The 24,068-nt window shown below is 68.8% G+C and carries 25 protein-coding genes and 1 tRNA gene; 15 read left to right on the top strand and 11 right to left on the bottom strand.

The features are described 5' to 3' along the window. Positions 1-63: 63 nt before the first annotated feature. Genes GXW78_RS02460 through GXW78_RS02435 form a run of 6 tightly spaced genes read right to left on the bottom strand, consistent with a single transcriptional unit; the run spans position 64 to position 7,138 of the window. Complete coding sequence (locus GXW78_RS02460; RefSeq protein ID WP_211865745.1) at positions 64-1,107, bottom strand: C-terminal binding protein; 1,044 nt, start codon at positions 1,105-1,107, stop codon at positions 64-66. A 22-nt stretch (positions 1,108-1,129) separates the two neighbouring features. Next, the gene (locus GXW78_RS02455; protein ID WP_211865743.1) at positions 1,130-2,035 is read right to left on the bottom strand and encodes a carbohydrate ABC transporter permease; all 906 of its coding nucleotides are present in this window, start codon (positions 2,033-2,035) and stop codon (positions 1,130-1,132) included. Continuing rightward, positions 2,028-2,981 carry a carbohydrate ABC transporter permease gene (locus GXW78_RS02450; RefSeq protein ID WP_211865741.1) on the bottom strand — a complete coding sequence of 318 codons (954 nt, stop codon included), beginning with the start codon at positions 2,979-2,981 and terminating at the stop codon, positions 2,028-2,030. Before GXW78_RS02450 ends, GXW78_RS02455 begins: the two co-directional genes overlap by 8 nt. Positions 2,982-3,038: 57 nt before the next feature. Continuing rightward, positions 3,039-4,364 carry an ABC transporter substrate-binding protein gene (locus GXW78_RS02445; protein ID WP_211865739.1) on the bottom strand — a complete coding sequence of 442 codons (1,326 nt, stop codon included), beginning with the start codon at positions 4,362-4,364 and terminating at the stop codon, positions 3,039-3,041. A gap of 37 nt (positions 4,365-4,401) precedes the next feature. Further along, positions 4,402-5,454: an ABC transporter ATP-binding protein gene (locus tag GXW78_RS02440; protein WP_211865737.1), complete on the bottom strand. Its 1,053-nt coding sequence runs from the start codon at positions 5,452-5,454 to the stop codon at positions 4,402-4,404. A 55-nt stretch (positions 5,455-5,509) separates the two neighbouring features. Beyond that, positions 5,510-7,138, bottom strand: coding sequence for a thiamine pyrophosphate-requiring protein (locus GXW78_RS02435; RefSeq protein WP_211865735.1), 1,629 nt, complete (start codon positions 7,136-7,138; stop codon positions 5,510-5,512). A gap of 212 nt (positions 7,139-7,350) precedes the next feature. On the opposite strand from GXW78_RS02435, the gene GXW78_RS02430 reads away from it, so the two are divergent. The 3 genes from GXW78_RS02430 to GXW78_RS02420 are packed head-to-tail and all read left to right on the top strand — an operon-like array spanning position 7,351 to position 10,352. After that, positions 7,351-7,839, top strand: coding sequence for a tripartite tricarboxylate transporter TctB family protein (locus GXW78_RS02430; RefSeq protein WP_211865733.1), 489 nt, complete (start codon positions 7,351-7,353; stop codon positions 7,837-7,839). Between the two features lie 4 nt (positions 7,840-7,843). Continuing rightward, the gene (locus GXW78_RS02425) at positions 7,844-9,337 is read left to right on the top strand and encodes a tripartite tricarboxylate transporter permease (protein WP_211865731.1); all 1,494 of its coding nucleotides are present in this window, start codon (positions 7,844-7,846) and stop codon (positions 9,335-9,337) included. A gap of 34 nt (positions 9,338-9,371) precedes the next feature. Continuing rightward, positions 9,372-10,352, top strand: a complete 981-nt coding sequence (locus tag GXW78_RS02420; protein WP_211865729.1) for a tripartite tricarboxylate transporter substrate binding protein — start codon at positions 9,372-9,374, stop codon at positions 10,350-10,352. Between the two features lie 339 nt (positions 10,353-10,691). On the opposite strand, the gene GXW78_RS02415 is transcribed toward GXW78_RS02420, so the two are convergent. Then, a complete protein-coding gene (locus GXW78_RS02415) occupies positions 10,692-11,165 on the bottom strand; it encodes a disulfide bond formation protein B (protein ID WP_211865727.1) in 474 nt (157 codons plus the stop codon). Positions 11,166-11,255: 90 nt separating this feature from the next. Here GXW78_RS02415 and GXW78_RS02410 point away from each other — a divergent pair, with 90 nt between their 5' ends. The 4 genes from GXW78_RS02410 (at position 11,256) to GXW78_RS02395 (ending at position 13,144) form a co-directional block, all read left to right on the top strand. Then, positions 11,256-11,882, top strand: a complete 627-nt coding sequence (locus tag GXW78_RS02410; RefSeq protein WP_211865725.1) for a glutathione S-transferase family protein — start codon at positions 11,256-11,258, stop codon at positions 11,880-11,882. Positions 11,883-11,902: 20 nt separating this feature from the next. Continuing rightward, positions 11,903-12,301: a cupin domain-containing protein gene (locus tag GXW78_RS02405; RefSeq protein WP_211865723.1), complete on the top strand. Its 399-nt coding sequence runs from the start codon at positions 11,903-11,905 to the stop codon at positions 12,299-12,301. A gap of 102 nt (positions 12,302-12,403) precedes the next feature. After that, positions 12,404-12,489: transfer RNA gene (locus GXW78_RS02400), tRNA-Leu, on the top strand. Positions 12,490-12,580: 91 nt separating this feature from the next. Beyond that, positions 12,581-13,144 carry a flavin reductase family protein gene (locus tag GXW78_RS02395; protein ID WP_211865721.1) on the top strand — a complete coding sequence of 188 codons (564 nt, stop codon included), beginning with the start codon at positions 12,581-12,583 and terminating at the stop codon, positions 13,142-13,144. 6 nt (positions 13,145-13,150) lie between these two features. Here GXW78_RS02395 and GXW78_RS02390 read toward each other — a convergent pair whose 3' ends face one another. Then, positions 13,151-14,377: a chloride channel protein gene (locus tag GXW78_RS02390; RefSeq protein ID WP_211865719.1), complete on the bottom strand. Its 1,227-nt coding sequence runs from the start codon at positions 14,375-14,377 to the stop codon at positions 13,151-13,153. Positions 14,378-14,743: 366 nt separating this feature from the next. Here GXW78_RS02390 and GXW78_RS02385 point away from each other — a divergent pair, with 366 nt between their 5' ends. From GXW78_RS02385 to ctrA, 8 genes are all read left to right on the top strand, one after another. After that, complete coding sequence (locus GXW78_RS02385) at positions 14,744-15,025, top strand: acyl carrier protein (RefSeq protein ID WP_211865717.1); 282 nt, start codon at positions 14,744-14,746, stop codon at positions 15,023-15,025. 28 nt (positions 15,026-15,053) lie between these two features. After that, positions 15,054-15,500, top strand: a complete 447-nt coding sequence (locus GXW78_RS02380) for a 3-hydroxyacyl-ACP dehydratase FabZ family protein (RefSeq protein ID WP_211865715.1) — start codon at positions 15,054-15,056, stop codon at positions 15,498-15,500. After that, a complete protein-coding gene (locus GXW78_RS02375; RefSeq protein WP_211865713.1) occupies positions 15,497-16,672 on the top strand; it encodes a beta-ketoacyl-ACP synthase in 1,176 nt (391 codons plus the stop codon). The genes GXW78_RS02380 and GXW78_RS02375 overlap by 4 nt, the downstream gene beginning before the upstream one ends. Beyond that, positions 16,669-17,940, top strand: a complete 1,272-nt coding sequence (locus GXW78_RS02370; protein ID WP_211865711.1) for a beta-ketoacyl synthase N-terminal-like domain-containing protein — start codon at positions 16,669-16,671, stop codon at positions 17,938-17,940. The genes GXW78_RS02375 and GXW78_RS02370 overlap by 4 nt, the downstream gene beginning before the upstream one ends. A gap of 264 nt (positions 17,941-18,204) precedes the next feature. Further along, positions 18,205-19,227, top strand: coding sequence for a zinc-binding dehydrogenase (locus tag GXW78_RS02365; RefSeq protein ID WP_211865709.1), 1,023 nt, complete (start codon positions 18,205-18,207; stop codon positions 19,225-19,227). Next, positions 19,214-20,122, top strand: a complete 909-nt coding sequence (locus GXW78_RS02360; protein ID WP_211865707.1) for a lipid A biosynthesis lauroyl acyltransferase — start codon at positions 19,214-19,216, stop codon at positions 20,120-20,122. Before GXW78_RS02365 ends, GXW78_RS02360 begins: the two co-directional genes overlap by 14 nt. A gap of 62 nt (positions 20,123-20,184) precedes the next feature. Next, positions 20,185-21,075 carry an alpha/beta fold hydrolase gene (locus GXW78_RS02355; RefSeq protein ID WP_246521775.1) on the top strand — a complete coding sequence of 297 codons (891 nt, stop codon included), beginning with the start codon at positions 20,185-20,187 and terminating at the stop codon, positions 21,073-21,075. Positions 21,076-21,217: 142 nt separating this feature from the next. Beyond that, complete coding sequence (gene ctrA, locus GXW78_RS02350; protein ID WP_211865705.1) at positions 21,218-21,964, top strand: response regulator transcription factor CtrA; 747 nt, start codon at positions 21,218-21,220, stop codon at positions 21,962-21,964. Between the two features lie 55 nt (positions 21,965-22,019). Here ctrA and GXW78_RS02345 read toward each other — a convergent pair whose 3' ends face one another. From GXW78_RS02345 to GXW78_RS28690, 3 genes are read right to left on the bottom strand one after another with little or no spacing between them, the layout of a single operon-like run. Further along, positions 22,020-22,847: a CheR family methyltransferase gene (locus tag GXW78_RS02345; protein ID WP_211865703.1), complete on the bottom strand. Its 828-nt coding sequence runs from the start codon at positions 22,845-22,847 to the stop codon at positions 22,020-22,022. Then, complete coding sequence (gene cheB / locus GXW78_RS02340; RefSeq protein ID WP_338147663.1) at positions 22,844-23,920, bottom strand: chemotaxis-specific protein-glutamate methyltransferase CheB; 1,077 nt, start codon at positions 23,918-23,920, stop codon at positions 22,844-22,846. The genes GXW78_RS02345 and cheB overlap by 4 nt, the downstream gene beginning before the upstream one ends. Further along, positions 23,917-24,060 (bottom strand): hypothetical protein, encoded by a 144-nt coding sequence (locus tag GXW78_RS28690; RefSeq protein WP_456307070.1) that lies wholly within the window; start codon positions 24,058-24,060, stop codon positions 23,917-23,919. Before GXW78_RS28690 ends, cheB begins: the two co-directional genes overlap by 4 nt. Between the last annotated feature and the right edge of the window lie 8 nt (positions 24,061-24,068).

The raw sequence follows: 24,068 nt of genomic DNA, 5'->3' as shown, positions 1-24,068 counted from the left end.
GGCGCCACGATGCAGCGGTTCGCGGCGCGGGGGAATATCCTCCCCCCGCGCGCGCCGCCCCCCTTACGAATTGGGGCCGCGTTCCATCGAATAGGGCTGCCAACGGCGCAGGGAGGACTTCTCCAGCACCGTCGGGTTGACGCAGGACATCGGCCACTTGCCCTGCAGCGTCAGCGCCAGTTCCTGCCCCACGCGCCGCTTGCGCGCCGGGTCGAAGCGGGAGGAGGCGGAGGCGTTGTGCGGCGACAGGATGATGTGCGGCATCTTGTGCAGGGGGTTGTCCTGGCGGGTCGGCTCGATCTCGAACACGTCGAGCCCGGCGCCGGCGATCCACTTCTCCTCCAGCGCCTTGATCAGCGCAGCCTCGTTCACCGTCGGGCCACGGCCCGTCGTGACGAAGATCGCGGTCTTCTTCATCTGGCGGAAGTGCTTCTCCTTCAGGAAGCCGCGGCTCTCCGGCGTGTCCGGCAGGTGCATGGAAACGAAGTCGGCGGTGGACAGCACGTCCGACAGCGATGCCGGCTCGACGCCGAGCGCGGAGAGGGTCAGCTCCTCGACATACGGGTCGTACGCCTTCATGTGCAGGCCGAAAGCCTTGGCGCGGCGGGCGGTCGCGCGGGCCACGCGGCCGAAGCCGATGAAGCCGAGCGTCTGGCCCATCAGGCGCGGCACCGTCAGAAGCTGTGGCCGGCCCTCGGCCCAGCGGCCTTCGCGCACCATGCGGTCCTGCTCGATGCAGCGGCGATGCGCCGCGAGCAGCAGCATCATCGCGTGGTCGGCGACTTCCTCGATGAAGGTGTCCGGGCAGTTGGTGACGGGAATGCCCTTCGCCGTCGCCGCCGCGACATCGACATAGTCCACGCCCACCGTCCCGAGCGCGATGTGCCGGCACTTGGCCAGCGCATTGATCATCGGCGCCGTGAACTTCATGCCCTTGGCATAGACGGCGTCCGCCTTGGGCGCCGCCGCGATGAAGCCTTCCTCAGTCGCCGGACACTCGACGATCTCGGCATCGAGGCCTTCCAGCGCCTCCAGCTCATAGTCATAGCCACCGCCGGCCGTCGTGAATGAAGCGCCGGCCGGCGTCAGGATCGTGTACTTCGCCAAGGGTGTTCTCCTGTGTGGGGCGTCACTCCTTCACCGCGCCGGTGAGGGAGGAGACGTAGTAGTCGACGAAGAAGGAATAGAAGATCGCGACCGGCAGCGAACCCAGCAGCGCGCCTGCCATCAGCGCCCCCCACTGGTACACGTCCCCGGTGACGAGCTCGGTCAGGATGGCGACCGGCACCGTCTTGTTCTCGCTGCTCTGGATGAAGGCGAGCGCGTAGATGAACTCATTCCAGGACAGGGTGAAGGAGAAGATGCCCGCGCTGATCAGGCCGGGGATCGCGAGCGGCAGGGTGATCTGTCGCAGAATCTGCAGCCGCGTCGCCCCGTCGATCAGCGCGCATTCCTCAAGTTCGTAGGGGATCGACTTGAAGTAGCCGATCAGCAGCCAGGTGCAGAAGGGCACGAGAAAGGTCGGATAGACCAGGATCAGCGCGATCGGACTGTCGAACAGGCCGAACTGCACGATGGTCGTCGCCAGCGGGATGAACAGGATGGACGGCGGGACGAGATAGGCGAGGTAGATCGCCAGCCCGACATACTGGCTGCCACGAAAGCGCAGGCGCTGGATCGCATAGGCCGCGAGCGTGCTCGACAGCAGCGACAGGAAGGTCGCGCCGATCGCGACCGACATGGTGGTGAACAGCCAGGACGGATACGCCGTCTCGAACAGCAGCTTGTAGATGTGGTCGAGCGTCGGGGAGGTGATCCAGAACGGGTTGTGCCGGCCGAAATCATACAGCTCCGCGTTCGGTTTGAAGGCCGTGACGGTCATCCAATAGAACGGGAACAGCAGGATCAGCAGGAAGCAGCAGAGCGGCAGCCACAGGACCACCATCCGGCGCGCGCCGCTGTCCCACGACAGGCGCTCGGGTGGAGCGGTCTTGGTGCTCTCGGCGTGATTCTCGGCGAGGGTTGCGTCAGTCATTGGACTCTCCCTGCTGCCACTTCCGCCGCGCGAGCGCGAAGTAGGAGAACAGCGTCGCGAAGACGAGGAAGGGGATCATCGACACGGCGATCGCAGCACCCTCCCCCAACTGTCCGCCCGGAATGCCGCGCTGGAAGGCGAGCGTCGCGAGGAGGTGGGTGGAGTTCACCGGCCCGCCGCGAGTGATGGCGTAGACGAGTTGGAAGTCGGTGAAGGTGAAGATGATGCTGAAGGTCATGACGATCGCGAGGATCGGCAGCAGCATCGGGAAGGTGACGTAGCGGAATCGTTGCCAGGCGCTGGCGCCGTCAAGCATCGCCGCCTCGTACAACGAGGGCGAGATGGTCTGCAGCCCGGCGAGCAGCGAGATCGCCACGAAGGGAATGCCGCGCCAGATATTGGCCGCGATCAGCGACCAGCGCGCCGGCCAGGCGGTGTTGATGAAGTCGACATTCGTCTCGCGGATGCCGGTCTCGATCAGCACCCAGGAGATGATCGAGAACTGCGGATCGTAGATCCACCAGAAGGCGATGGCGGAAAGCACCGTCGGCACGATCCAGGGCAGCAGGATGATCGCGCGCAGCAGGGACTTCATCGGCAGGTGGTTGTTCAGAAGCAGCGCCAGCCACAGGCCGAGGGCGAATTTCCCGACCGTCGCGACCGATGTGTAGAAGACGCTGTAGAACACCGCATTCCAGAAGATCGGGTCCTCGAACAGGAACTCGAAATTCTCCAGCCCGACGAAGACGCCACGGCGGCCGATGGTGGTGTCCGTGAAGGCCAGCCAGACGCCGAGGCCGAGCGGGTAGGTGAGGAAGACGCCAAGAAGCCCAATCGCGGGCAGCAGACAGGCAATGATCAGGAAAGCCTTGTTGTCGAACAGGCGCACCAGCGCAGATTGCTGCTTGGCGGGCCGTATCCAGCGCTCAGCGGCGGTAACGGACATGGGGTTCTCCCCGCGCCGTGCCGGCGGCCCCCGAGGGACCGCCGGCGGCGCGACCGGTCAGCGGCGGAAGAAGCGGCGGGCGCGGCGCTCGGCCTCGCGCACCGCCTGTTCGGGCGTGGCCTGGCCGGACGCGACCGAGGCGCACATCTGGACCATGATGTAATCCGCATTCGCGGCGGCCGAGGCCTCGCTGATGGGACCCTTGTAGCCGATCCAGAAGTTGCTCCGCATCGTGTCCTTGAAGATGCGGACCTTCGGATCGCTGTCCCACACCGCGCTCGCCGCATAGGCCTCCAGCGGCTGCGCCCAGTAGCCGAGATTGGCCTGTAGCCACGGGTCGTATTGCGGCGTCTCGAGCAGGAAGCTGAGCAGCGCCTTCGACGCGTTAGGGAAGCGGCTGTGCTTGAACACCATGGCATTCAGCGTCAGCCCCGCCATCGGTGAGGTATCGAGCTTGCCCTTCGGCAGCAGCGTATGCTCGGTGTCGTCGGCGATCGCGCGCGTCGCCGGATCGTTCTTCAGCGCGAAGTACAGCGACACGCCGTTCGCCGTCAGCCAGCATTCCTGCGCGGCATAGGCGCGGTTGTTGCTGATGTCGCCCCAGGCGATCGTGCCCGGCACGAAGGTAGCGTAGAGTTCCTTGAGGTAGTTCAGCGCCTCGATCGACTGCGGGCTGTTGATCGCGACCTTGCCTTCCTCATCGACCAGATAGCCGCCATGCGACCAGATCAGCCAGTTGGCAAAGCCGTTGCCGTCGCCGACGGCGTTGCCCAGGGCGAAGCCCGGCGGCTTGTTCGCGGCCTTCAGCTTCTTGCAGAGGTCGAGATACTGCGCGAGGTCATCCGGCGGCGCCTGGAATCCGACCTGGTTGAGCGCCGATTTCCGCCACACCAGCGGACCGCCCGACGCACCGAAGGGCAGGCCGATCCAGTTGTTGGTGCCATGCCGCTTGCCATATTTCTGCGCCAGCGGCAGCCAGCCGCCGTACTTCGTCCCGATGTATTCGGCGACGTCGTTCAGCTCGACCAGCTTGTCGACATAGATGTGCGGGGCCTCGTTGAAGCCGATGATCACGTCCGGGCCGGCACCGGTATTGGCCGTGACGGCGGTCTGCTGGGTAATGTCCTCCCATCCCACGAAGTCGACGCGAACCTGCACGCCGGTCTGCTGGGTGAAGCGGGCGCAGTTCGCGCGGAACACTTCCTCATCCGGCTGAACGAAACGGACCGGGCGCAGCATGCGCAGCGTCGCGCCGTTCTCGATCGGCAGGTTCGGCGCCGTCGCCGGCTGCGTCTGGATCGCCGATTGGGCGAAGGCGCTGCCGCCCGCCGCGATCGCGGCGCTGGCGCCGAGGATGCTCCGGCGTGTGATGATGTAGGACATTTCTTTTCTCTCCCTTCGACTTCTTCGTTGTCGTTATCTAGATGCGTTGCCCCGTCTTCTTGTCGAACAGGTGCACGAGCCCGGGGTCGGGGCTGACCGGCAGGACGTCCCCCGGCCGGGCCGAGACGCGCTCGCGGAAGGCGCCGCTCACATTGGCCTCGCCGATGCGCAGCAGGACCTGGGTTTCCGATCCGGTCGGCTCCACCAGCTGCACGGTGGCGGGAATGCCATCGGGATCGAGGCGCAGATGCTCGGGCCGGATGCCATAGATGACCTCGCCCGCCGGCGGCGCATGGCCGTTCGCGGGCAGCGGCCAGGCGGCCCCACCGGGGCCTGCGAAATGCCCGTCCGCGATGCGTCCCTCCATCATGTTCATCGCCGGGGATCCGATGAAGCCCGCGACGAACAGGTTGGCCGGCCGGTCATAGAGTTCGAGCGGCGCGCCGGCCTGCTCGATGCGGCCATGGTTCATCACCACGATCAGGTCGGCCATGGTCATGGCCTCGATCTGGTCATGGGTGACGTAGACGGTCGTGACCTTCAGCCGCTGGTGCAGTTCCTTGATCTCGGAGCGCATCTGCACGCGCAGCTTGGCGTCCAGGTTCGACAGTGGCTCGTCGAACAGGAAGACCTGGGGGTTGCGCACGATGGCGCGGCCCATCGCCACGCGCTGCCGCTGCCCGCCCGAGAGCTGGCGGGGGAACCGGTGCAGCAGCTGTTCCAGGCCGAGGATCTTCGCGGCCTTCTGCACCTCCCTCTCCATGACCTCCTTCGGCGCGCCGGCGAGCTTCATGGAGAAGGCCATGTTCTGGAACACGGTCATGTGCGGATACAAAGCGTAGTTCTGGAACACCATCGCGATGTCCCGGTCCTTGGGCGGGACGTTGTTCACCACCCGCCCGCCGATCGCGATCTCGCCGCCCGTGATGTTCTCCAGCCCCGCGAGCATGCGCAGCAGCGTGGATTTCCCGCAGCCCGACGGGCCGACGAGGACGACGAACTGCCCGTCCTCGATCCCGACGCTGACCCCATGCAGGATCTGCGTCGTCCCGAACGCCTTCCGCACCTCGCGGATATCGACCGTCGCCATTCATCCTCCCTTGTGGCCGGGCGGGTTTCTCCCGCCTCGTGGCCGATGGTGTCGCCTACAGACGGGACACGGCGGTTTCCTTGGACGTGATGAACTCAAGCAGGGCCGGCGTCCCGTTCCGCGTCTGCTCGATGCCGCGCTTGATGGCCGGCACGATGTCCGCAATCTTCGTCACACGCTCGCCATAGCCGCCGAAGGCGCGGGCCATCGCGGCATAATCGCCCGAAATATCGGTCGAGCGATACTTCTCCGTGCTGACCGGCATGACTTTCAGCTCGATCGCCATGGAGAAGTTGTTCAGCAGGATGGACAGGATGGGGATGCGCTCGCGCACCGCCGTCTCGAAATCCATGCCGGTGAAGCCGATCGCCGCATCGCCCCACACGTTGATGCAGAGCTTGTCCGGTGCCGCGAGCTTCGCCCCCATCGCGAGCCCCAGCCCGTAGCCGAGCTGCGTCGTCTTGCCCCAGCCGAGATAGGAGAGCGGCGTGCGGCTTACCCAGAACGGGGAAAGCTGGTCGCGCGGGCTGCCGGCGTCGTGGGTAATGATCGTGTTGTCCACATCGACGGTGCGCCAGAGGTCGCGCAGCACGCGGTACGGGTTCAGCGGCTCCGCATCGCTGTCCGTCTTGGCCGCCCAGGCAGCGAGCCATTCGGTACGGTGTTCCTGGATCTCCTTCGCCACCGGCCCGTGATCGCGCTTCTGCTTTACGCGGCCGGCGAGTTCCGCGACCAGAGCATCCAGCGTCAGCGCCGCATCGCCGATCAGCCCGATGTCGCAGGCGACATCCTTGTTGAGATGATCGGGGTCCAGCGTGGCGTGGATGATCTTCTTTCCCGCCGGCATCTTCACGCCGAAATTCGTCTCGGTGAAGGAGCAGCCGATGCCGAAGATCAGGTCGGCATTGTCGAGGAAATGCCGCACCGGCTTCGGGATGGCGAGGCCGCCCGAACCCAGCGCCAGCGGATGATCCTCGGGGAAGGACGACTTGCCGCCGAGGCTCGTCGTCACCGGCGCGGCCAACAGTTCCGCCAGCGCCTTGAGCTGCGGCCAGGCCTTCGCCCAATGCACGCCGGTCCCGGCGTAGATCACCGGCCGCTTCGCCGCCGCCAGCGCATCCGCCGCGCGCGCCACGTCGGCCGGGTCCGGCCCGTAGCGCGTCGCGATCACCGGCGTATAGACCAGCGGCTCCGGCACCTCGTCGTTCCACATGTCGGTCGGGATCTCGACCAGCACGGGGCCGCCACGGCCGTTCCTCAGCCGCGTGAAGGCGCGCCGCAGGATGTTCGGCACCTCCGCCGCCGAGGTGATCGGCTCCGCGGACTTCGTGATGCCGCGCATCTGCACGGAGGAATTGAAGTTCGGATCGACATGCGCGAGCCGGCGCGCATAGCCCATCGGCAGCACCAGCACCGGGATGCTCTCGCCATAACACTGCGCGACGCCGCCATAGGCGTTTTCAGACCCCGGCCCGTGCTGCATGCAGAAGGCGCCGATGGTGCGGCCGGAGGTGACGCGGCTGATCGCATCGGCCATATGCGCCGCGATGCGCTCCTGGCGGACCATCACCGGGCGGATGTCGATCTCCGCCGCGTATTCGATCAGGTGATTGACGGGATAGCCGGTGAGGATCTCGATGCCCTCACGCTTCATGATCTCGGCGATGGCGGCGCCCAGCTTCATCGTATCGTTTCCTCTTGGCCGGCGCTAACGTTGCCCGACTGCTATGGCAGCCTACCCACCGCCTTGTGTTGCCGGCAACCCCCTGCCTCGCCTGCCCAAAGCGAAGGCATAGCTTACGCCGCTTAACATGCGCTCGGCGCTGGCGCGGCCTCGCAACGATCGTCTAGCCTTCCCCCAAGCACGGCGAAGCCGCGCAGGGGAGGCGTGACAAGATGCATCTGTCGGACCGGGTGACGGGCGGCTTCCTCGTGCTGCTCGGCGCCTTCGCCTTCTGGGCCGGATCGCGCCTCCCCGCCGTGCCGGGCCAGGATGTCGGACCGGCGGTCTTCCCCATGGTGATCGGCGGCGGCCTCATGCTGTGCGGGGCGCTGATCGTCCTCGGCGTCGGGCGCAGCTTCGAGGAGCCGGATCCCGAGCCGACCGAGGCGCATGCGGGCCTCGCCCGCTGGCTGGGGAAACGCCGCGTGCTCGCCGCCCTGGTGCCGCCGGCGCTGCTGCTGTTCTACGTGCTGGCCGCGGACACGCTCGGCTTCCTGCTGACCGGCTTCGCGATGGTCCTCATCGCGGCGCTGTCGCTGGGGGCGACGCTGCGGCTGGCGGTCGCCATGGCGATCGCCGCGCCGCCCGTGATCCATCTCGTCTTCTACAAGCTCCTCCGGGTGCCGTTGCCTGAAGGTCTGCTCGCGGCGCCCTGGGCCTGACGCGATGGGCACCCTTCTCGACGCCCTCGCTATGGTCGCGGCAGCGGATGTGCTGATCGCGATCATGGCCTCCGCGGTCTATGGCCTCGTCGTCGGCTCGCTGCCCGGGCTGTCGGCCACCATGGCGACGGCGCTGCTCGTACCCGTGACCTTCTACCTCTCGCCGATCGCGGCGGTCGCGACGATCATCACCGCCTCGGCCATGGCGATCTTCTCGGGCGACATTCCCGGCGCGCTGATGCGCATCCCCGGTACGCCCGCCTCTGCCGCCTACACCGACGAAGCCTACGCCATGACCCGCAAGGGCCAGGCCGAGCTCGCCCTCGGCGCCGGGCTGTGGTTCAGCGCCATCGGCGGCATCGTCGGCACGCTCTCGCTGGTGCTCATGGCGCCGCTGCTCGCCGAGATGGCGCTGTCCTTCTCGACCTACGAGTATTTCTGGCTCGCCCTGCTCGGCCTGATGTGCGCGACACTGGTCGCCCGGTCCTCGCCCATCAAGGCGATCGCCTCGATGCTGCTGGGCCTGCTGTTCGCCTGTGTCGGCATCGAGAATCCGGGTGGCGTGCCGCGCTTCACCTTCGGCAGCACCGACCTGCTCGGCGGCATCGAGGTCATCCCCGCCCTCGTCGGCGTCTTCGCGGTCTCCGAGGTCATGCGCGCCATGACCACGCCGGAACCGCCCCCGCTCCCGCGCCGGCGCTTCGGTTCCATCCTCGCCGGCCAGTGGGGGCTGACGAAGAAGTACCAGTGGCCGATGTGGCGGGGGAACGTCATCGGTATCATCATCGGCGTGCTGCCCGGCGCCGGGGCGGACATGGCGGCCTGGGTGTCCTACGCCATGTCGAAAAGGTTCTCGAAGGAGCCTGAGAAGTTCGGCACCGGCCATCCGGAGGGCCTGGTCGAGGCCGGCGCCTCCAACAACGCCTCCCTCGCCTCCGGCTGGGTGCCGGCGCTGCTGTTCGGCATCCCGGGCGACACCATCACGGCGATCGCCATCGGCGTGCTCTACATGAAGGGCCTGAACCCCGGGCCGACGCTGTTCACCGAACGCGCGTCGAGCATGTACGCGCTCTACATCATCTTCGTGCTCGCCAACATCATCATGATCCCGCTCGGCATCGCGATGATCCGGCTGGCCTCGCTGGTGCTGCGCGCGCCGCGCGCCGCGGTCATGCCGGTGATCGTGCTGATCTGCGCGGTCGGCTCCTTCGCCACCGGCAACAACCTGTTCTCGGTCATGCTGGTCGGGCTGTTCGGCATCATCGGCTTCGTCATGGACCGCAACGGCTACCCCGTCGCGGCCATGGTCCTCGGCATCGTCATGGGCACGATGGTCGAGCAGAGCTTCGTCACATCCCTCATCAAATCCGACGGCGACATCCTGCCCTTCTTCGAACGGCCGGTCTCCGCCGTGCTGGCCGCCATGGCGATCGCCGCCCTGCTCTGGCCCGTCCTTGTCTGGGCGATGCGCCGCTTGCGGCACGCCGAACCGGCTTGATAGCGTCGTTCCACTATCGGGAGGAAATCAGGACATGATCAAGCTCACCCGACGCGGCGCGCTCGCCGCCGGCGCCCTTGCCGGGCTCGCGCGGCCCGTCCTCGCGCAGCCTCGCTATCCGGCCCGCCCCGTCCAGGTCATCGTGCCCTGGGGCGCGGGCGGCGGCACCGATGCGACGGCCCGCATCGTCGCCTCCCTGCTCGAGAAGGAGATGGGCCAGCCCTTCAACGTCGTGAACCGCACCGGCGGCTCCGGCGTCGTGGGCCATGCCGCGATCGCCCAGGCGGCACCGGACGGCTACACGATCGGCATGATCACGGTCGAGATCTGCATGATGCACTGGCAGGGTCTCACCGAACTCAAGCGGACCTCCTACACGCCGCTGGCGCTGATGAACGAGGACCCGCCGGGGGTGCAGGTGAACGCCGGTTCGCCCTACCAGGACGTGAAGGCGCTGTCCGAGGCGATCAAGGCCAGCCGGCCGGGCCAGTTGAAGGCCTCGGGCACCGGCCAGGGCGGCATCTGGCACCTCGCCCTCGCCGGCTGGCTCGGCGCCATAGGGCTGCGCGCGGACCATGTCCGCTGGGTGCCGTCGAACGGCGCGGCGCCGGCGATGCAGGACCTCGCGGCCGGCGGGCTCGACCTCGTCACCTGTTCGGTGCCCGAGGCACGGGCGATCATCGAGGCAGGGCGCGCGCGTTCCCTCGCGATCATGGCGGCACAGCGCAACCCGCAATTCCCCAACGTGCCGACGCTGAACGAGTCGCTCGGCATCACCTACAGCGTCGGCGCCTGGCGCGGCCTGGCCGCGCCGCTGAACCTGCCGGCGCCGATCGCGCAGCAGCTCACCGCCGCACTGCAGAAGGTCTACAACGGCCAGGAGTTCAAGGACTTCATGAACGCCCGTGGCTTCGCAATGACCTGGGGCGACGCCGGGCAGTTCGAGCGACACATGGAGCAGTCCGACGCGACGCTGGGGGCCGCGATGCGGGAGGCGGGGCTGGTGCGAGGGTAGGAAGCGCGCGCTTCCCGGAGAGGGGCTTTGCCCCTCTCCGGACCTCACCCCACCAAAGGCCGAAGGGCCTTTGGAAACCTCGACCTGGCGCCGGGCACGGCTCAGTGTAGAGCAGGGGACGATCGCTCCGGGCCCGTTGCAAGGAGTCTTCTCGGGCACCGGTGCGGCGCGTGCCCTCCACCCCCGTCCGCGCGATGCCGGACCTATAGGGCCGGCCCATTCACGGCCTGACCCACATCCAGGCACGCCCCCCTGCCAGGGCGGTTCAAGGTATCCAAAGGCCCTTCGGCCTTTGGCGGGTGGGGCCCGGGGAGCGCAGAGCCCTCCCCGGTCCTCTCCTCACCCCCGGCGTCGCGCGACCCAAAGCGCCAGCACACCCAGCGCCAGCCCGTAGATCACGTTCATCCCCGCCATCGACAGCGGCACCCCCGGGATCAGATACGTCGCCGCGTCGCAAGGCTTGTTCGGCGCGGCCGCGAGGCTGCGCATCATGTCGTCGATGCTGGCAGCCGCACCGGCTGTCGGTGCTGCGCAGCCCGGCAGCGGCGACGGCCACCACCCCTGCTCGACCCCCACATGCAGCACCCCGGTCCCGGCCGAGACCAGAGCGGCCAGCCCGGCCAGGCCGATCAGCACCGCGCGCCCACGCCCCGGAACCACGGCGCCGAGCAACGCCAGCGCCGCCGCCGCCCAATAGGGCCAGCGCTGCCACAGGCACAGCTCGCAGGGGGCCAGCCCCCACCAGCTTTCGCTGCCGATGGCGAAAAGGGGCGCAGCGGCGGCGAGCACCGCGATCAGGAGGGCGTAGGCCATGGCGCGCATGTTGCGCGGCGGGACGGACAGCGCAACTGGACCGTCGCCCGTCCGGCGCCTAGCCTCCCGCCCGAACCGCGGGAGGATGCGATGCAGAAGCTCTGGGGCCGGACCAGTTCCAGCAATGTCATGAAGGTGCTGTGGACCCTCGAGGAACTCGGCCTCGACTACGAACGCATCGACGCCGGCGGCGCCTTCGGCCGCACGCGGGAACCGGAATACCGGGCGATGAACCCGATGGGGCTGGTGCCGACCTGGCAGGAGGATGACGGCTGGTCGGTGTGGGAAAGCAACACCATCGCCCGCTACCTCTGCAACGCCCATGCGCCGGACGGCACGCTTTACCCGTCCGGCCCCCGGCCGCGCGCCGAGGTCGAGACCTGGATGGACTGGATCCTCGGCCATCTGGTCAATCCGATGGTCGTGATCTTCTTCACCCACGTCCGGCTGAAGGAGAACGAGCGCGACTGGAATGCGGAGAAGAAGGCGCGCGAGGATTGCGCCCGGCTATGGAAGATCGTCGATGCGCGGGTCGCGAACCAGCCCTTCATGTGCGGCCAGGCGGTGACGCTGGCCGACGTCGCCCTGGGCTGCTGGGTGCATCGCTGGTTCAGCCTGCCGATCGAACGGCCGGACCTGCCGAACCTCGCGCGCTACTATGAGACGCTGAAGACCCGGCCGGGCTTCGTGAAGCACGTCGCCCTGCCGCTGGAGTAACCCATCAACGGGAGGAAACGATGGCACGGACCACGACCAGCCACGCCGAGGGTGCCGAGTTCGAGCGGGGGCTGCGCGCCTTCTTCGAATACCGCGACCTCGGCATCAAGGACGCGACGGCGGGCGCCTTCGGCGCCCATGTGATCCGCGCCATCCCGGGCGAGCACGCGACCGGCCAATGGCACACCCACGACCTGCCCTTCCAGATGTTCTTCGTGCTCAAGGGCTGGGTGAAGTTCGAGTACGAGGACATCGGAGAGCGCACCTTCAAGGCCGGGGATTGCTGCTACCAGCCGCGGCTGGTGCGGCATCGCGAGATCGCGCATTCCGACGACGTCGAGATCCTGGAGATCACCGGCCCGGCCGAGTTCGAGACGAAGACCGTCGAGGCCCCGGCGCGACCCGCGGCGGCGGAGTAACCACGGGCCGCCGTCACGGGGGCTGTGGCAGAGAGGCGGAAGACGCTCTATAGGTCCGACGCCGCGCCTCCCCCGCCGGGAGGGGGCGATCGGCTGCGCCGTGCGGGCGTGGCGGAATGGTAGACGCAGCGGACTCAAAATCCGCCGTCCTCACGGACATGTCGGTTCGAGTCCGACCGCCCGCACCAGGTTTCTGCGCGTCATGCAGCCAAGGCGGGCCGTGTGGCGTTCCGCCTGCGGAGCCGGCGCCCGGTGCGCCGTTCCCGTCAGGAGGACGCGATGGCGCGACTGCCCCGCAGGACCGACTTCCCCGTCTCGGAAATCCGCCGATATCTGGAGCCCGGGCCGATCGTGCTCGTCTCCTCCCGGCACGGCGATGCCACGAACATCATGACCCTCGGATGGCACACGGTGCTGGAGTTCGTGCCCTCGCTCATCGGGCTGATGATCTCCGCCGGCAACCACAGTCATGCGATGATCCGCGACAGCGGGGAGTGCGTGGTCAACCTGCCGACCTCGGTGCTGACCGACACGGTGGTGGGCATCGGCAACACCACCGGTGCGGAGATCGACAAATTCGCCCATTTCGGCCTGACCGCCGTGAAGGCCCACAAGGTCAAGGCGCCTCTGATCGGCGAATGCCACGCCAGCTTCGAGTGCCGGCTGCACGACGATGCCCTGGTGAAGGGCTACAACTTCTTCGTCCTCCGCGTCGTGAAAGCGCATGTCGCCCCACGGCCCGCCCATCCTGAGACCCTGCACTACATGGGCGATGGCCGCTTCATGCTGGCGGGCCGGACCATCAGCCGCCGATCACGCTTCCGGCCCGAGATGCTCGGCTGAAGCGCTTCATCCGCGCGGCGCGCCGGCGCCAGCAAGATGGTCGCAGGCCCGCGCCGTTCCACTCGCCAGCGCGACGCCAATCAGCATCGGCACGGCAAAGTCGTGATCCGCGCCCGTGAATTCGAAGCCAAGCATGATCGCCGTGATCGGCATGCGCTGCGACACCGCGAGGAAGGCGACCGCCCCCACCAGCGCGAAGGCGGCCTGCCCTGGCGCCGATGGCCACCACAGGCTCCACGCCGCGCCGAGCAGTACCCCCGCCAGCGCGCCGATCGACATCCCCGGAGTCAGCAGCCCGCCCGCCGCCCCGGCCCGCAGGGCCGCCAGCGTGGCGAGCACCTTCAGCACGAGCAGCATGGCCGCGAGGCGCAGCCCCAGATCACCTTCGAGCCCGAGTTGGATGGGTCCCTTGCCGTTGCCCGGCAGTTGCGGGAAGGCCATGGCCAGCACGCCGATGGCGGCGAAGACCAGGAGGCAGAACGGGATGATCCGCGCATCCTCGGGCGCGGCTGCCCGCGCACGCTCGGCCAGCCGCGCGAACACCCAGGCGCCGGCGCCGAGGGCCGGCCCGGCCGCCACCGCCCAGGCCACCAGCGACGCGCTGATGCCGATCCGCTGCAGGTCGTACTGATAGACGTCGCCAAGCCCGACCCAGGCGACGCAGGCGCCGATCACCGAAGCCGCCATCGCCGGCACCGCGACGACCGGGGCAAAGCTGCGGAGCAGCACCTCCATGATGAAGACCGTGCCGCCGAGAGGGACGTTGTACACGGCGGCGAGCCCCGCCCCCGCGCCGCAGGCGACCAGGATGCGGAGTTCCTCACCCGTTATGCCCAGCCGCCGCGCGACGCCCGCGGCCAATAGCGCCCCGAGTTCGCGCGGCGCCACCTCCCGTCCCAGTGGGGAACCGAGCGCCACGGTGGCGATCTGCAGCAGCACATGGGCCAGGGTCGCGCCCGCCGGCATGCGGGCGGACGGATCGGCGACCACGTCCCGGATCGGCACAAGCTTCCGCCCGAATCGATACACCGCCCACCAGCCGAGCCCCGCGACCAGCCCGCATGCGGCAAGTACCGCCAGGCGGCGCTCCGGCGCCGCGCCGGTGACACCGTCCAGGAAACTCTCGCCGCCGACCAGCGCATCGAGGCTGTAGCCGTAGGCGAGATGCTGGATCCCGTGCAGCAGCAGGGCGAGCGACAAGCCGGCCAGCCCGCCGGCCAGGCCGGTGAGCACGACAGCAAAGGGGTAGGCGACAAGTGACCGCCGCCGTGCCGCCTGCGGTGGTCGTGCCGCAGAATCAACGGTGGCGCCGTCCTCCGCGGTCGTTTCGGGGGTGAGTGCCACGGGCTGTCGCTGCGCCTCCCCGCCGCAGGATGCTGCGGCGGCGCCGGAGCCTCGGGGCCCGGACGCCCGGGGTCAACCACCGGCCGTCAGGCCCGCGGCGCGTGGGAATCGCCCCGCTGCCCAGTACCCGGGTGCCGACGCAGGCCGTCAGCCGGTCGCGACGCGGGCGGCCAAACCTTGCCTTCCGCGTCCATTCGCGCCAAAGACGCCCCCCAATCCCTTTTCCTCACCCCGGATTCCCACGGAGGGCCAGCCATGGCCACGTCCTTCGACCGCATTGCGGACATCATCGCCGAAAACAGCGAAGTCCCGCGCGAGAAGATCCTGCCCGACAGCCACGTCATCAACGACCTCGGCATCGACAGCCTCGACTTCCTCGACATCGTCTTCGCCATCGACAAGGCGTTCGGCATCAAGGTGCCGGTCGAGGCCTGGACGCAGGAAGTCAACGCCGGCACCGCGCCGGCCGAGCAGTACTTCGTCATGAAGAACCTCGCCGCCCGCATCGACGAGCTGGTCGCCGCCAAGGGGGGCTGACCTCCCTTCCCGCGCAAGGAGCACCCGCGTGCGGCTCGAATACTTCCAGATGATCGACCGCGTCGCCGCGCTGGAAGGCGAGGCGATCACGGTCGAGAGCACCATCCCCGATGCCTCCCCGGTCTTCGAGGGGCACTTCCCCGGCTACCCGCTGATGCCCGGGGTGCTGCTGGTGGAGACCATGGCCCAGGCCTCGGGCTGGCTGCTGCTCAAGCTGATGAATTTCGAGCGCATGCCCTTCCTGATGGGGGTGAAGGAGGCCAAGTTCCGCTCCTTCGTCGGGCCCGCCACGCCCGTGACGGTGCATGCGCAGCGGCTGCATGACGGGTCCGGCTATGCCGTGACCAAGGCGCGCATCGAAGCCGGCGGCAAGCGCATCTGCGACGCGGAGCTGACCTTGCGCATCATGGATTTCCCCGCCCCCGAGCTGGCCGCCGCCATGCGGCAGCGCGGGCAGGAGCTTGGCCTCGCATGAAGAAGCAGGACGTCGTCATCACCGGCATCGGGCTGGTCTCCTCCCTCGGCGAGGGCGCTGACCTCCATTGGGAAACGCTGTCCCGCCCCGGCGCGAAGCCTGTCCTGGACGAAGCCGGCTTCGCCCCCTTCCCCGTGCATCCGCTGCCGGCGCTGTCGCTCGACAAGCAGATCCCGAAGAAGGGCGACCAGCGACAGATGGAGCCCTGGCAGCGGCTCGGCACCTATGCCGCCGGCCTCGCCATCGACCAGGCCGGCGCGCGCGATCTCGTCTCCGACATGCACCTGATCGTCGCCGCCGGCGGCGGGGAGCGCGACGTGGCGGTGGACGAGGCGGTGGCGACCGCGTTCTGCACGACGCCGCCCGATGAAGCCGGCCCGCTGCTGAACGAGAAGCTGGGGACCGAGCTGCGCCCGACGCTGTTCCTCGCGCAGTTGTCGAACCTGCTCGCCGGCAACATCTCGATCGTGCACGGCGTCACCGGCTCCTCCCGCACCTTCATGGGTGAGGAATCCGCCGCCGCCGACGCGGTCCGCATCGCCGCCGCACGGCTCGCGGAAGGCCGCGGCGGCATCGCGCTCGTGGGCGGCGCCTATGCGTCCCAGCGCTGGGATCTGGAACTGCTCTACGGCTCGGGCGGCGCGCTGTGGCGCGGCGCCTTCGCGCCGGTCTCGGCGCGCGGCGAAGCAGGCGGCTTCGTCGGCGGCGCGCTCGGCGCCTTCCTGGTGCTGGAGACGGCGGAGCATGCGGCCCAGCGCGGCGCAACGGCCCTCGCGAAGCTGTCCGGTGTCGCAACCGACACCGCCCATATGCGGCCGGACGCTTCGGCCGCCGCAGCGGCCGCGTTGTGGCAGAAGCTCGGTGCGCCCTCCGACAGCCTCGGCGTGCTGTCCGGCATGACCGGCGTGGCAGAGGCCCGCGCCGCGGAGGACGCCTTCCTTGCGGGGCTTGGCGCGGCGGCGGTGCGCCGCACCGGCTCGCTGATCGGGCATGGCATCGAGGCCACCTTCCCTGCCAACGTCGCCCTCGGCGCGCTCGCCCTGTCGCGTGGCGGCTTCTACCCCGCCATGGACCCGGCGGACACCGGGGAAGGCGCGGTGGACCGCATCCTCGTCACCGGCTTCGGCCAGTGGCGCGGCGAAGCCCTGGCCCTGTTGGAGCGCGTGGCATGAAGGACCATCTCGGTCGGCCCCTCGTCGCCGTCACCGGCATCGGCATCGTCACCCCCCTCGGCTGGGGACGGGAGGAGAGCTGGGCCGCGCTGAAGGCCGGCACCTCCGGCATCAGTCGCATCCGCCGCTTCCCGGTGGACAAGCTGCGCACCACCATCGCCGGCACGGTCGAACTGCCCGAGGAAGCCGCCGGCGGGCCGGTGGTCTCGGCCGCCGCGCGCGTGGAGCGCATGGCCGAAGCCGCGGTGACCGAGGCGCTGGCCCAGGCGAAGCTCGGCGACGACGGCGCCTTCCCCGGCCCGCTCATGCTCGGCATGCCGCCGGTCGAGATGGAATGGCCGCAGCGCTTCGAACTCGCCCGCCAGGCGAACGGCTCCGGCGCCTATCCCGCCATCACCGAGCGCGCGCTCGGCCGGCGCGACATCTACGAGACCTTCCTGTTCGGCGGCGTCGGCGAACGCCTGGCCGCGCGCTTCGGCACCACCGGCGCGCCGATCGCGCTGACCACCGCCTGCGCCACCGGCGCTTCCGCCATCCAGATGGCGGTGGAAGCGATCCAGCGCGGCGAATCGGACGCGGCGATCGCCCTGGGCACCGACGGCTCGGTGCAGCCGGAAGCGGTGATCCGCTTCTCGCTGCTCTCGGCGCTGACCGCCCGCAACGCCGATCCCGAGAAGGCATCCCGCCCCTTCGAGAAGGCGCGGGACGGTTTCGTCATGAGTGAAGGCGCGGCCGCGCTGATCCTCGAAAGCCTGGAACACGCGACGGCCCGCGGTGCCGAGGTGCTCGGCATCATCGCCGGCTGCGGCGAACGCGCGGACAGCTTCCACCGCACGCGCTCGAATCCCGATGGCTCCGCCATCATCGGCGCCATGCGCAACGCCATCGCCGATGCCGGGCTGAGCCCCGAGGACATCGGCTACGTCAACGCGCACGGCACCTCGACGCCCGAGAACGACAAGATGGAGACGCTCGGCATGCGCGCCGTGTTCGGCGAGGCGCCGCCGCCTATCTCGTCCAACAAGTCGATGATCGGCCATACCCTCTCCGCCGCCGGCGCGCTGGAAGCGGCCTTCAGCCTGCTAACCATCCGCGACCAGGTCCTGCCGCCGACCATCAACCACGACGAGCCGGACCCGACCATCGCGCTGGACGTGGTGCCCAACGTGGCGCGGCCGGTGGAAGGGCTTCGCCACGTGCTGTCGAACTCGTTCGGGTTCGGGGGGCAGAATGTGTGCCTGGTGGTGAGCGCGGCGCCTGGCGCGTAGAGCCGAGGAGGGGCTTTGCCCCTCCCCCTACCCCACTCCACCAAAGGCCGAAGGGCCTTTGGAAACCTCAATTTGGCGCTGCATTTCGCGGTTTGGCCTGCCGGTGCGGGTCGGACTCTGTTCCGGTGCTGGGCACACGGCGGCCCTGCGCCTATAGGAAGACCCCCACTGCCCGGCACCAGCTTGAGGTGTCCAGAGGCCTTCGGCCTTTGGCGGGGTGGTTTGGAGGGGCAGCGCCCCTCCAATTCTGACTGACGGGAAGCCATGCGCGCACTTCGCCTCCACGCCGACCGCGACCTCCGCCTGGAAGACGTCGCCGACCCGCCGCCCCCCGCCCCGGGCGAGGTCACGCTGCGCATCAAGGCGGTCGCGCTCAACCACATCGATGTCTGGGGCTTTCGCGGCATGGCCTTCGCCAAGCGCGAGATGCCGCTGATCGTTGGCGCCGAGGCAGTGGGCGAGGTCATCGCGGTCGGTGACGGCGTCACCGACTGGAAGGTCGGCGACCGTGCCGCGCCCTATGGCGCGCTCACCTGCGGCAAGTGCCGCCGCTGCCTGGCCGGCCAGGACAACCTCTGCGAGGACGTCCGCGGCGTGAAGGGATTTCATGTCGGCGGCTTCGCCTGCGAGAAGGTGAACCAGGAAGCGCGTCTGCTGGTGCGCGTGCCCGATGGCATCTCCTGGGACGACGCCGCCTGCGGGACCATCACCTTCTCCACCGTCGAGCACATGCTGTTCGACAATGCGAAGCTGGAACCGGGCGAGACGATCCTGGTGCACGCAGCCGGGTCCGGCATCGGCACGGTGGCGGTACGCATCGCGAAGGACATGGGCTGCACCGTGATCGCCACCGCCGGCGATGACGAGAAATGCGCGAAGGCCAAGGCGCTCGGTGCCGACGTCGTGGTGAACTACTCCACGCAGAACTTCCCGACCGTGGCCCGTCGCGCGACGAACAAGGTCGGCGTCGATGTGGTGTTCGAGCATGTCGGCGCCTCGACCTGGTCGGGCAGCCTGCTGTCGCTGCGCATGGGCGGACGGCTGGTGACGTGCGGTTCGACCTCCGGCGTCAGCGCCGAGACGAACCTGATGATGATCTTCCAGCGGCAGCTGCGGATCTTCGGGTCCTTCGGCGCGTCGATGCGCAACATCGCCGATGGCTACGCCAAGATGGCGCGCGGCATCCTGCCGGTGCTCGATACCGTCCTGCCGGTGGAACGCTTCACGGAAGGGCTCGACCGGCTGGAAAGCCGCCGCGTCTTCGGCAAGATCGTTGTTACGCTTTAAGTACAGGCTCTGGCTCGTCGCGGACCGCCTGTTCGGACTGCTGGTCCGGGCGGTCTTCGCGCTGCTGCGCCTGCTCGGGCCCGATAGCGGGCCGCGCATCGGGGCCTGGATCACGCGCAACCTCGGGCCCCTGACGAGTGCGAACCGCATCGCGCGCGACAACATCGCCGCCGCCTTCCCCGAGAAGACGCAGGCGGAACGCGACGCGATCCTGACGGAGGCCTGGGACAATCTTGGCCGCGTCGCCTGCGAATACGTCCATATGGATCGCATCTGGGATTTCGACCCGGAACGGCCCGATGCGGGACGGATCACGGCCAGCACCGGGACCATTGAGCTGTATGAACGCCTGCGGGATGACGGCAAGCCCGCCATCGTATTCTCGGCGCATCTCGCGAACTGGGAGCTGCCGGCGATCGCCGCGGCGCGGCACGGCATCGACAGCGCGGTGCTCTACCGCACGCCAAACAGCCCTGCCGTCGCGAAGGAGATCCTGCGCCTGCGGCAGGACAGCATGGGCACGCTGGTGGCAGCCGGCATGTCCGCCCCCTTCAAGCTGGCCCGCGCCCTGGAACGCGGCCGGCATGTCGGGATGCTGGTGGACCAGCGGTTCGGCCGCGGGCCGCGCGTGATGTTCCTCGGCCGCCCCGCCCATGCGAACCCGCTGCTGGCGCAGCTCGCGCGCCGTTTCGACTGCCCGGTGCATGGCGCGCGCGCCATCCGCCTGCCGGATGGCCGGTTCCGCCTGGACCTGACGGAGGAAATCGCCCTGCCGCGCGATGCCGAAGGCCAGATCGACGTCGAGGCGGCAACGCAGGTCATGAACGACGTCATCGCCGGCTGGATCCGCGAATACCCGGGCCAATGGCTGTGGATGCACCGCCGCTGGCGATAGCGTTGCGCAGCCGGCCCTGACCGCCGCACCCTGCCGCCTCGCCTTGAACGGGAGAGACGGCCTTGCCCCACATCATGGTCACCGCCGGCGCGCTCGACGTCGGCGTGGAGCTGCATGGGCCGGAGGACGGCACGCCCGTCATCCTGCTGCACGGCTTCCCCGACGACGTCCGCACCTATGACGGCGTCGCGCCACCGCTTGCCTCCGCCGGGTTTCGCGTGGTGGTGCCCTACCTGCGCGGCTATGGCCCGACGCGCTACCGGAACCCGTCCACGCCGCGATCCGGGCAGCAGGCCGCCCTAGGCGCCGACCTGCTCGCGCTGATGGATGCCCTCGGCATCGGGCGCGCCCTGCTGGCTGGCTATGACTGGGGCGGGCGGGCCGCCTGCATCGTCTCGGCCCTGTGGCCGGAACGGGTGATCGGGCTGGTCTCCGCCACCGGCTACAACATCCAGGACATTGCCCGGTCGGCCGAGCCGCGCGATCCGGAGGCCGAACTCCGCTACTGGTACCAATGGTATCTGCACACCGAGCGCGGCATCGCGGGGCTGACCGCGAACCGCGCCGCCTTCTGCCGGAAGCTGTGGGAGCTGTGGTCCCCCACCTATCCGCTGACCGACGCGGAATATGCCGTGACGGCGGCGAGCTTCGACAATCCGGACTTCGTCGCGACCGTGGTGCAGTCATACCGCCATCGGCACAAGGCGGCACCGGGCGATCCGGCACTGGAGGACATCGAGACGCGGTTGGCGGCGCAGCCACCCATCACCGTGCCCACCGTTGTGCTGCACGGCGCAGAGGACGGCGTGGACCCGCCAGCCAACAGCGAAGGAGCGTCCCGGCGTTTCCGCGGGCCCTACCAGCGCATCGTCGTGCCTGGCGCTGGTCATTTCCTGCCGCGCGAGGCGCCACAACCTTGGATTGCATGCCTGCAGGAGCTGGCGGCCCGATAATGGCCTGACCATTCGCAAATTCGGTTCAGACTTCCGAAAAAATGCTCACAGAATCTTTTTTCATACGAACAGAAGGTGAAAATCTGCTTGAGAATGCTATCATAGGTGGTATTCTACGCCTGTAAGGTGAGAGGACACCAAAATGCGCGTCTTATTAGTTGAGGACGATCTCACAACAGCTCGCGGCATCACGATGATGCTCCGCCAGTCCGGCATGATCGTCGACAGCGTGGACACGGGTGAGGAAGCGGTCGACCTCGCCCGCCTCTACGACTACGACATCATGATCCTCGACCTGATCCTGCCCGACATCGACGGCTCGGAAGTCGTGCGCCGGCTGCGCGCCGCGCGGATCGAAACGCCGGTGCTGATCCTCTCGGGCGTCAGCCGCCCGCAGACCAAGGTGAAGGTCTTCGGCATGGGCGCCGATGATTTCATCACCAAGCCCTTCGACCAGCAGGAGCTGGTGGCGCGCATCCAGGCCATCGTCCGCCGCGCCAAAGGCTTCAGCCAGCCGATGCTTGCGGTCGGCCCGCTGAACTTGAATCTCGGCTCGCGGGAAGTGACCGTGGAAGGCCGCGCCGTCCACCTGACCGGCAAGGAATACGCGATCCTGGAACTGCTCGCCCTGCGCAAGGGCGTGGTGATGACCAAGGAAGCCTTCCTCAACCACCTCTATGGCGGCATCGACGAACCCGAGGTGAAGATCATCGACGTCTTCATCTGCAAGCTGCGGAAGAAGCTGTCGCAGGCGGGCGCGGCGGACCTGATCGGCACGGTCTGGGGCCGCGGCTATGTCCTGCGCGACCCTGCCGCCATGCGCGCGGCGGGCTGGTCGTCGCAAGCCGGCACCACGCCCACCCCCGCCGTGGACATGCGCGCGGCCTGATGCCTCCGGCCACGGCCCGCAGCCGCCGGGCCGGCCCCGGACGGGCCAGGCCCATTCAGCCTGCGCGGGCAGTGGCGCGCGCCGGCTCATAGACGCCCCGCTCCCCTGCCGCCGGCGTCAGCCGGTCGGTCAGTCCAAGCACCGTCTCCGCCCCGCCCAGATAAACGACGCCGTCAGTTGCCACGCGCCCGGCCAGCGCGGCCAGCACGCGCGACTTGGTCGGCGCGTCGAAATAGATCAGCACGTTGCGGCAGAAGACGATGTCGAAGCGGCCGAGCGCGCGCGCATCGTCCAGCAGGTTGAAGCCCTGCCAGCGCACCATGGCGCGCAGTTCCGGCGCGATGCGCCAGCGCGTCCCCTCCTGCCGGAAATGCTTCACCAGCATCGTCACCGGCAGGCCGCGCTGCACCTCGAACTGCGTGAAGACTCCGTCCTGCGCGCGGTCCAGCATCTCCCTCGAGATGTCGGTGCCAAGGATGTCCACACGTCGGCCGCCAAGCTGCGTCGCCAGTTCCACGGCGACCATGGCGACTGAATAGGCCTCCTGCCCGGAGGAACAGGCCGCCGACCAGATGCGGATCGCCTGGCCCGGCGGCCGCGCGGCAGCGAGGCGCGGCAACAGCTTCCGCAGATGCTCGAACGGCCTGCCGTCGCGGAAGAAGGAACTCTCGTTCGTGGTCAGCGCCTCGACCACCTCGGCCGCAAGCGCGTGGGCCATCGGCCCGCGCAGGCGCATCGCCAGCGCGTCCAGCCCCGGGATGTTCTCTCGCCGCAGCAGCGCGCCCAGCCGGGTCTCCAGCATGTAGCCCTTGTCGGCAGTCAGCACGATGCCCGATCGCGCCTTCACCAGGCCGGCCAGGAAATTGAAGCTGTCCGGCGTCATGCGACGATCCTCTCCGCAGCGATGACGGCAATGCGGTCGGCGAGCGATTCTGGCGGTGCAACCCACCCCGGAAGCCCGGCGCGAACGACGGCACCGGGCATGCCCCAGACCACCGAACTCGCTTCGTCCTGCGCCAGCACCTGGCCGCCGGCGGCAATGACCGCCCGGCACCCGTCCAACCCGTCATGGCCCATGCCGGTCAGGATGGTGGCGAGCACGCGACCCTTCACGGCCTGCGCCGCACTGCGCAGCATCGGGTCCACGGCGGGGCGACAGAAATTCTCCGGCGGGTCGGTCGTCACCCGCGCCAGCAGCCCGGCGCGCGATGCCTCGACCAGAAGGTGCCGGTCGCCGGGCGCGAGATACACCCGTCCCGCCAGCAGCGCCTCCCCATCCTTCGCCTCAGCGCAGCGCATCGCGCCGCTGCGGTCGAGATGCTCCGCCAGCATCGCGGTGAAGCCCGCCGGCATGTGCTGCACGACGACAACCGGCACCGGCAGCGGCGGCAGACGCTTCAGCAATACGCCCAACGCCTGCGGCCCACCGGTCGAACAGCCGATCGCGAGGATCGCCGGCCGCGCGGTCGCCACCGGCCGGGTGGGCCGCACCGCCGGGGGCGCTGCCGCCACGCCCGCTCCTTCGCGCCGCTTCATCCGGGCCCAGCCGCGCACCTTGGTGACCAGCTCGGTCCGGAAGCCCGGATCGGTCGCGCCGCCCGCCGCACCCTGCGGCTTCGGGATGTAGTCCACCGCCCCGGCGGCAAGCGCCGCGATCGCCGCCTTCGCCCCGCGCTGGGTGAGCGCCGACGCCACGATCACGGCCACCTTCGGCGCCACCTTCAGGATCAGCGGCAGCGCCGTCATGCCGTCCATCACCGGCATTTCGAGGTCGAGCAGCACGACATCCGGACGTGCCTCAGCCAGCGCCGCGAGCGCCGCCTGGCCATCCGCCGCGCGATGCACGACACGGATACCCGGCTCGGATTCCAGCAGCCGGGCAAGGATGGCGCGCGCCGTCGCGCTGTCGTCACACAGCATCACCCGGATCTCCGCCGCGGGCGGCGAAGCCGTCACGCGACCTGCTCCATCAGCCCGGCCTGGGTGAACTTGTCGCGGATGATCTCCGCGTCGAAGGGCTTCATCACGTATTCCTGGGCGCCGGCCTCCAGCGCCTCGAGGATGCGGGCCAGCTCCGCCTCGGTCGTGCACAGCACGATGCGCG

This window comes from Neoroseomonas terrae (assembly GCF_018129025.1).
Taxonomy (GTDB): Bacteria; Pseudomonadota; Alphaproteobacteria; order Acetobacterales; family Acetobacteraceae; genus Neoroseomonas; species Neoroseomonas terrae.
Note: the sequence above shows the minus strand (reverse complement) of the source record. Positions and strands in the feature narration are given on the sequence as shown.

What these genes read in the sequence shown, in the direction of transcription:
- GXW78_RS02455 (WP_211865743.1), bottom strand. Translation starts at nt 2,035, where the DNA reads ATGACTGACGCAACCCTCGCCGAGAATCACGCCGAGAGCACCAAGACC.
- GXW78_RS02450 (WP_211865741.1), bottom strand. Translation starts at nt 2,981, where the DNA reads ATGTCCGTTACCGCCGCTGAGCGCTGGATACGGCCCGCCAAGCAGCAA.
- GXW78_RS02445 (WP_211865739.1), bottom strand. Translation starts at nt 4,364, where the DNA reads ATGTCCTACATCATCACACGCCGGAGCATCCTCGGCGCCAGCGCCGCG.
- GXW78_RS02440 (WP_211865737.1), bottom strand. Translation starts at nt 5,454, where the DNA reads ATGGCGACGGTCGATATCCGCGAGGTGCGGAAGGCGTTCGGGACGACG.
- GXW78_RS02435 (WP_211865735.1), bottom strand. Translation starts at nt 7,138, where the DNA reads ATGAAGCTGGGCGCCGCCATCGCCGAGATCATGAAGCGTGAGGGCATC.
- GXW78_RS02430 (WP_211865733.1), top strand. Translation starts at nt 7,351, where the DNA reads ATGCATCTGTCGGACCGGGTGACGGGCGGCTTCCTCGTGCTGCTCGGC.
- GXW78_RS02425 (WP_211865731.1), top strand. Translation starts at nt 7,844, where the DNA reads ATGGGCACCCTTCTCGACGCCCTCGCTATGGTCGCGGCAGCGGATGTG.
- GXW78_RS02420 (WP_211865729.1), top strand. Translation starts at nt 9,372, where the DNA reads ATGATCAAGCTCACCCGACGCGGCGCGCTCGCCGCCGGCGCCCTTGCC.
- GXW78_RS02415 (WP_211865727.1), bottom strand. Translation starts at nt 11,165, where the DNA reads ATGGCCTACGCCCTCCTGATCGCGGTGCTCGCCGCCGCTGCGCCCCTT.
- GXW78_RS02410 (WP_211865725.1), top strand. Translation starts at nt 11,256, where the DNA reads ATGCAGAAGCTCTGGGGCCGGACCAGTTCCAGCAATGTCATGAAGGTG.
- GXW78_RS02405 (WP_211865723.1), top strand. Translation starts at nt 11,903, where the DNA reads ATGGCACGGACCACGACCAGCCACGCCGAGGGTGCCGAGTTCGAGCGG.
- GXW78_RS02395 (WP_211865721.1), top strand. Translation starts at nt 12,581, where the DNA reads ATGGCGCGACTGCCCCGCAGGACCGACTTCCCCGTCTCGGAAATCCGC.
- GXW78_RS02385 (WP_211865717.1), top strand. Translation starts at nt 14,744, where the DNA reads ATGGCCACGTCCTTCGACCGCATTGCGGACATCATCGCCGAAAACAGC.
- GXW78_RS02375 (WP_211865713.1), top strand. Translation starts at nt 15,497, where the DNA reads ATGAAGAAGCAGGACGTCGTCATCACCGGCATCGGGCTGGTCTCCTCC.
- GXW78_RS02370 (WP_211865711.1), top strand. Translation starts at nt 16,669, where the DNA reads ATGAAGGACCATCTCGGTCGGCCCCTCGTCGCCGTCACCGGCATCGGC.
- GXW78_RS02365 (WP_211865709.1), top strand. Translation starts at nt 18,205, where the DNA reads ATGCGCGCACTTCGCCTCCACGCCGACCGCGACCTCCGCCTGGAAGAC.
- ctrA (WP_211865705.1), top strand. Translation starts at nt 21,218, where the DNA reads ATGCGCGTCTTATTAGTTGAGGACGATCTCACAACAGCTCGCGGCATC.
- GXW78_RS02345 (WP_211865703.1), bottom strand. Translation starts at nt 22,847, where the DNA reads ATGACGCCGGACAGCTTCAATTTCCTGGCCGGCCTGGTGAAGGCGCGA.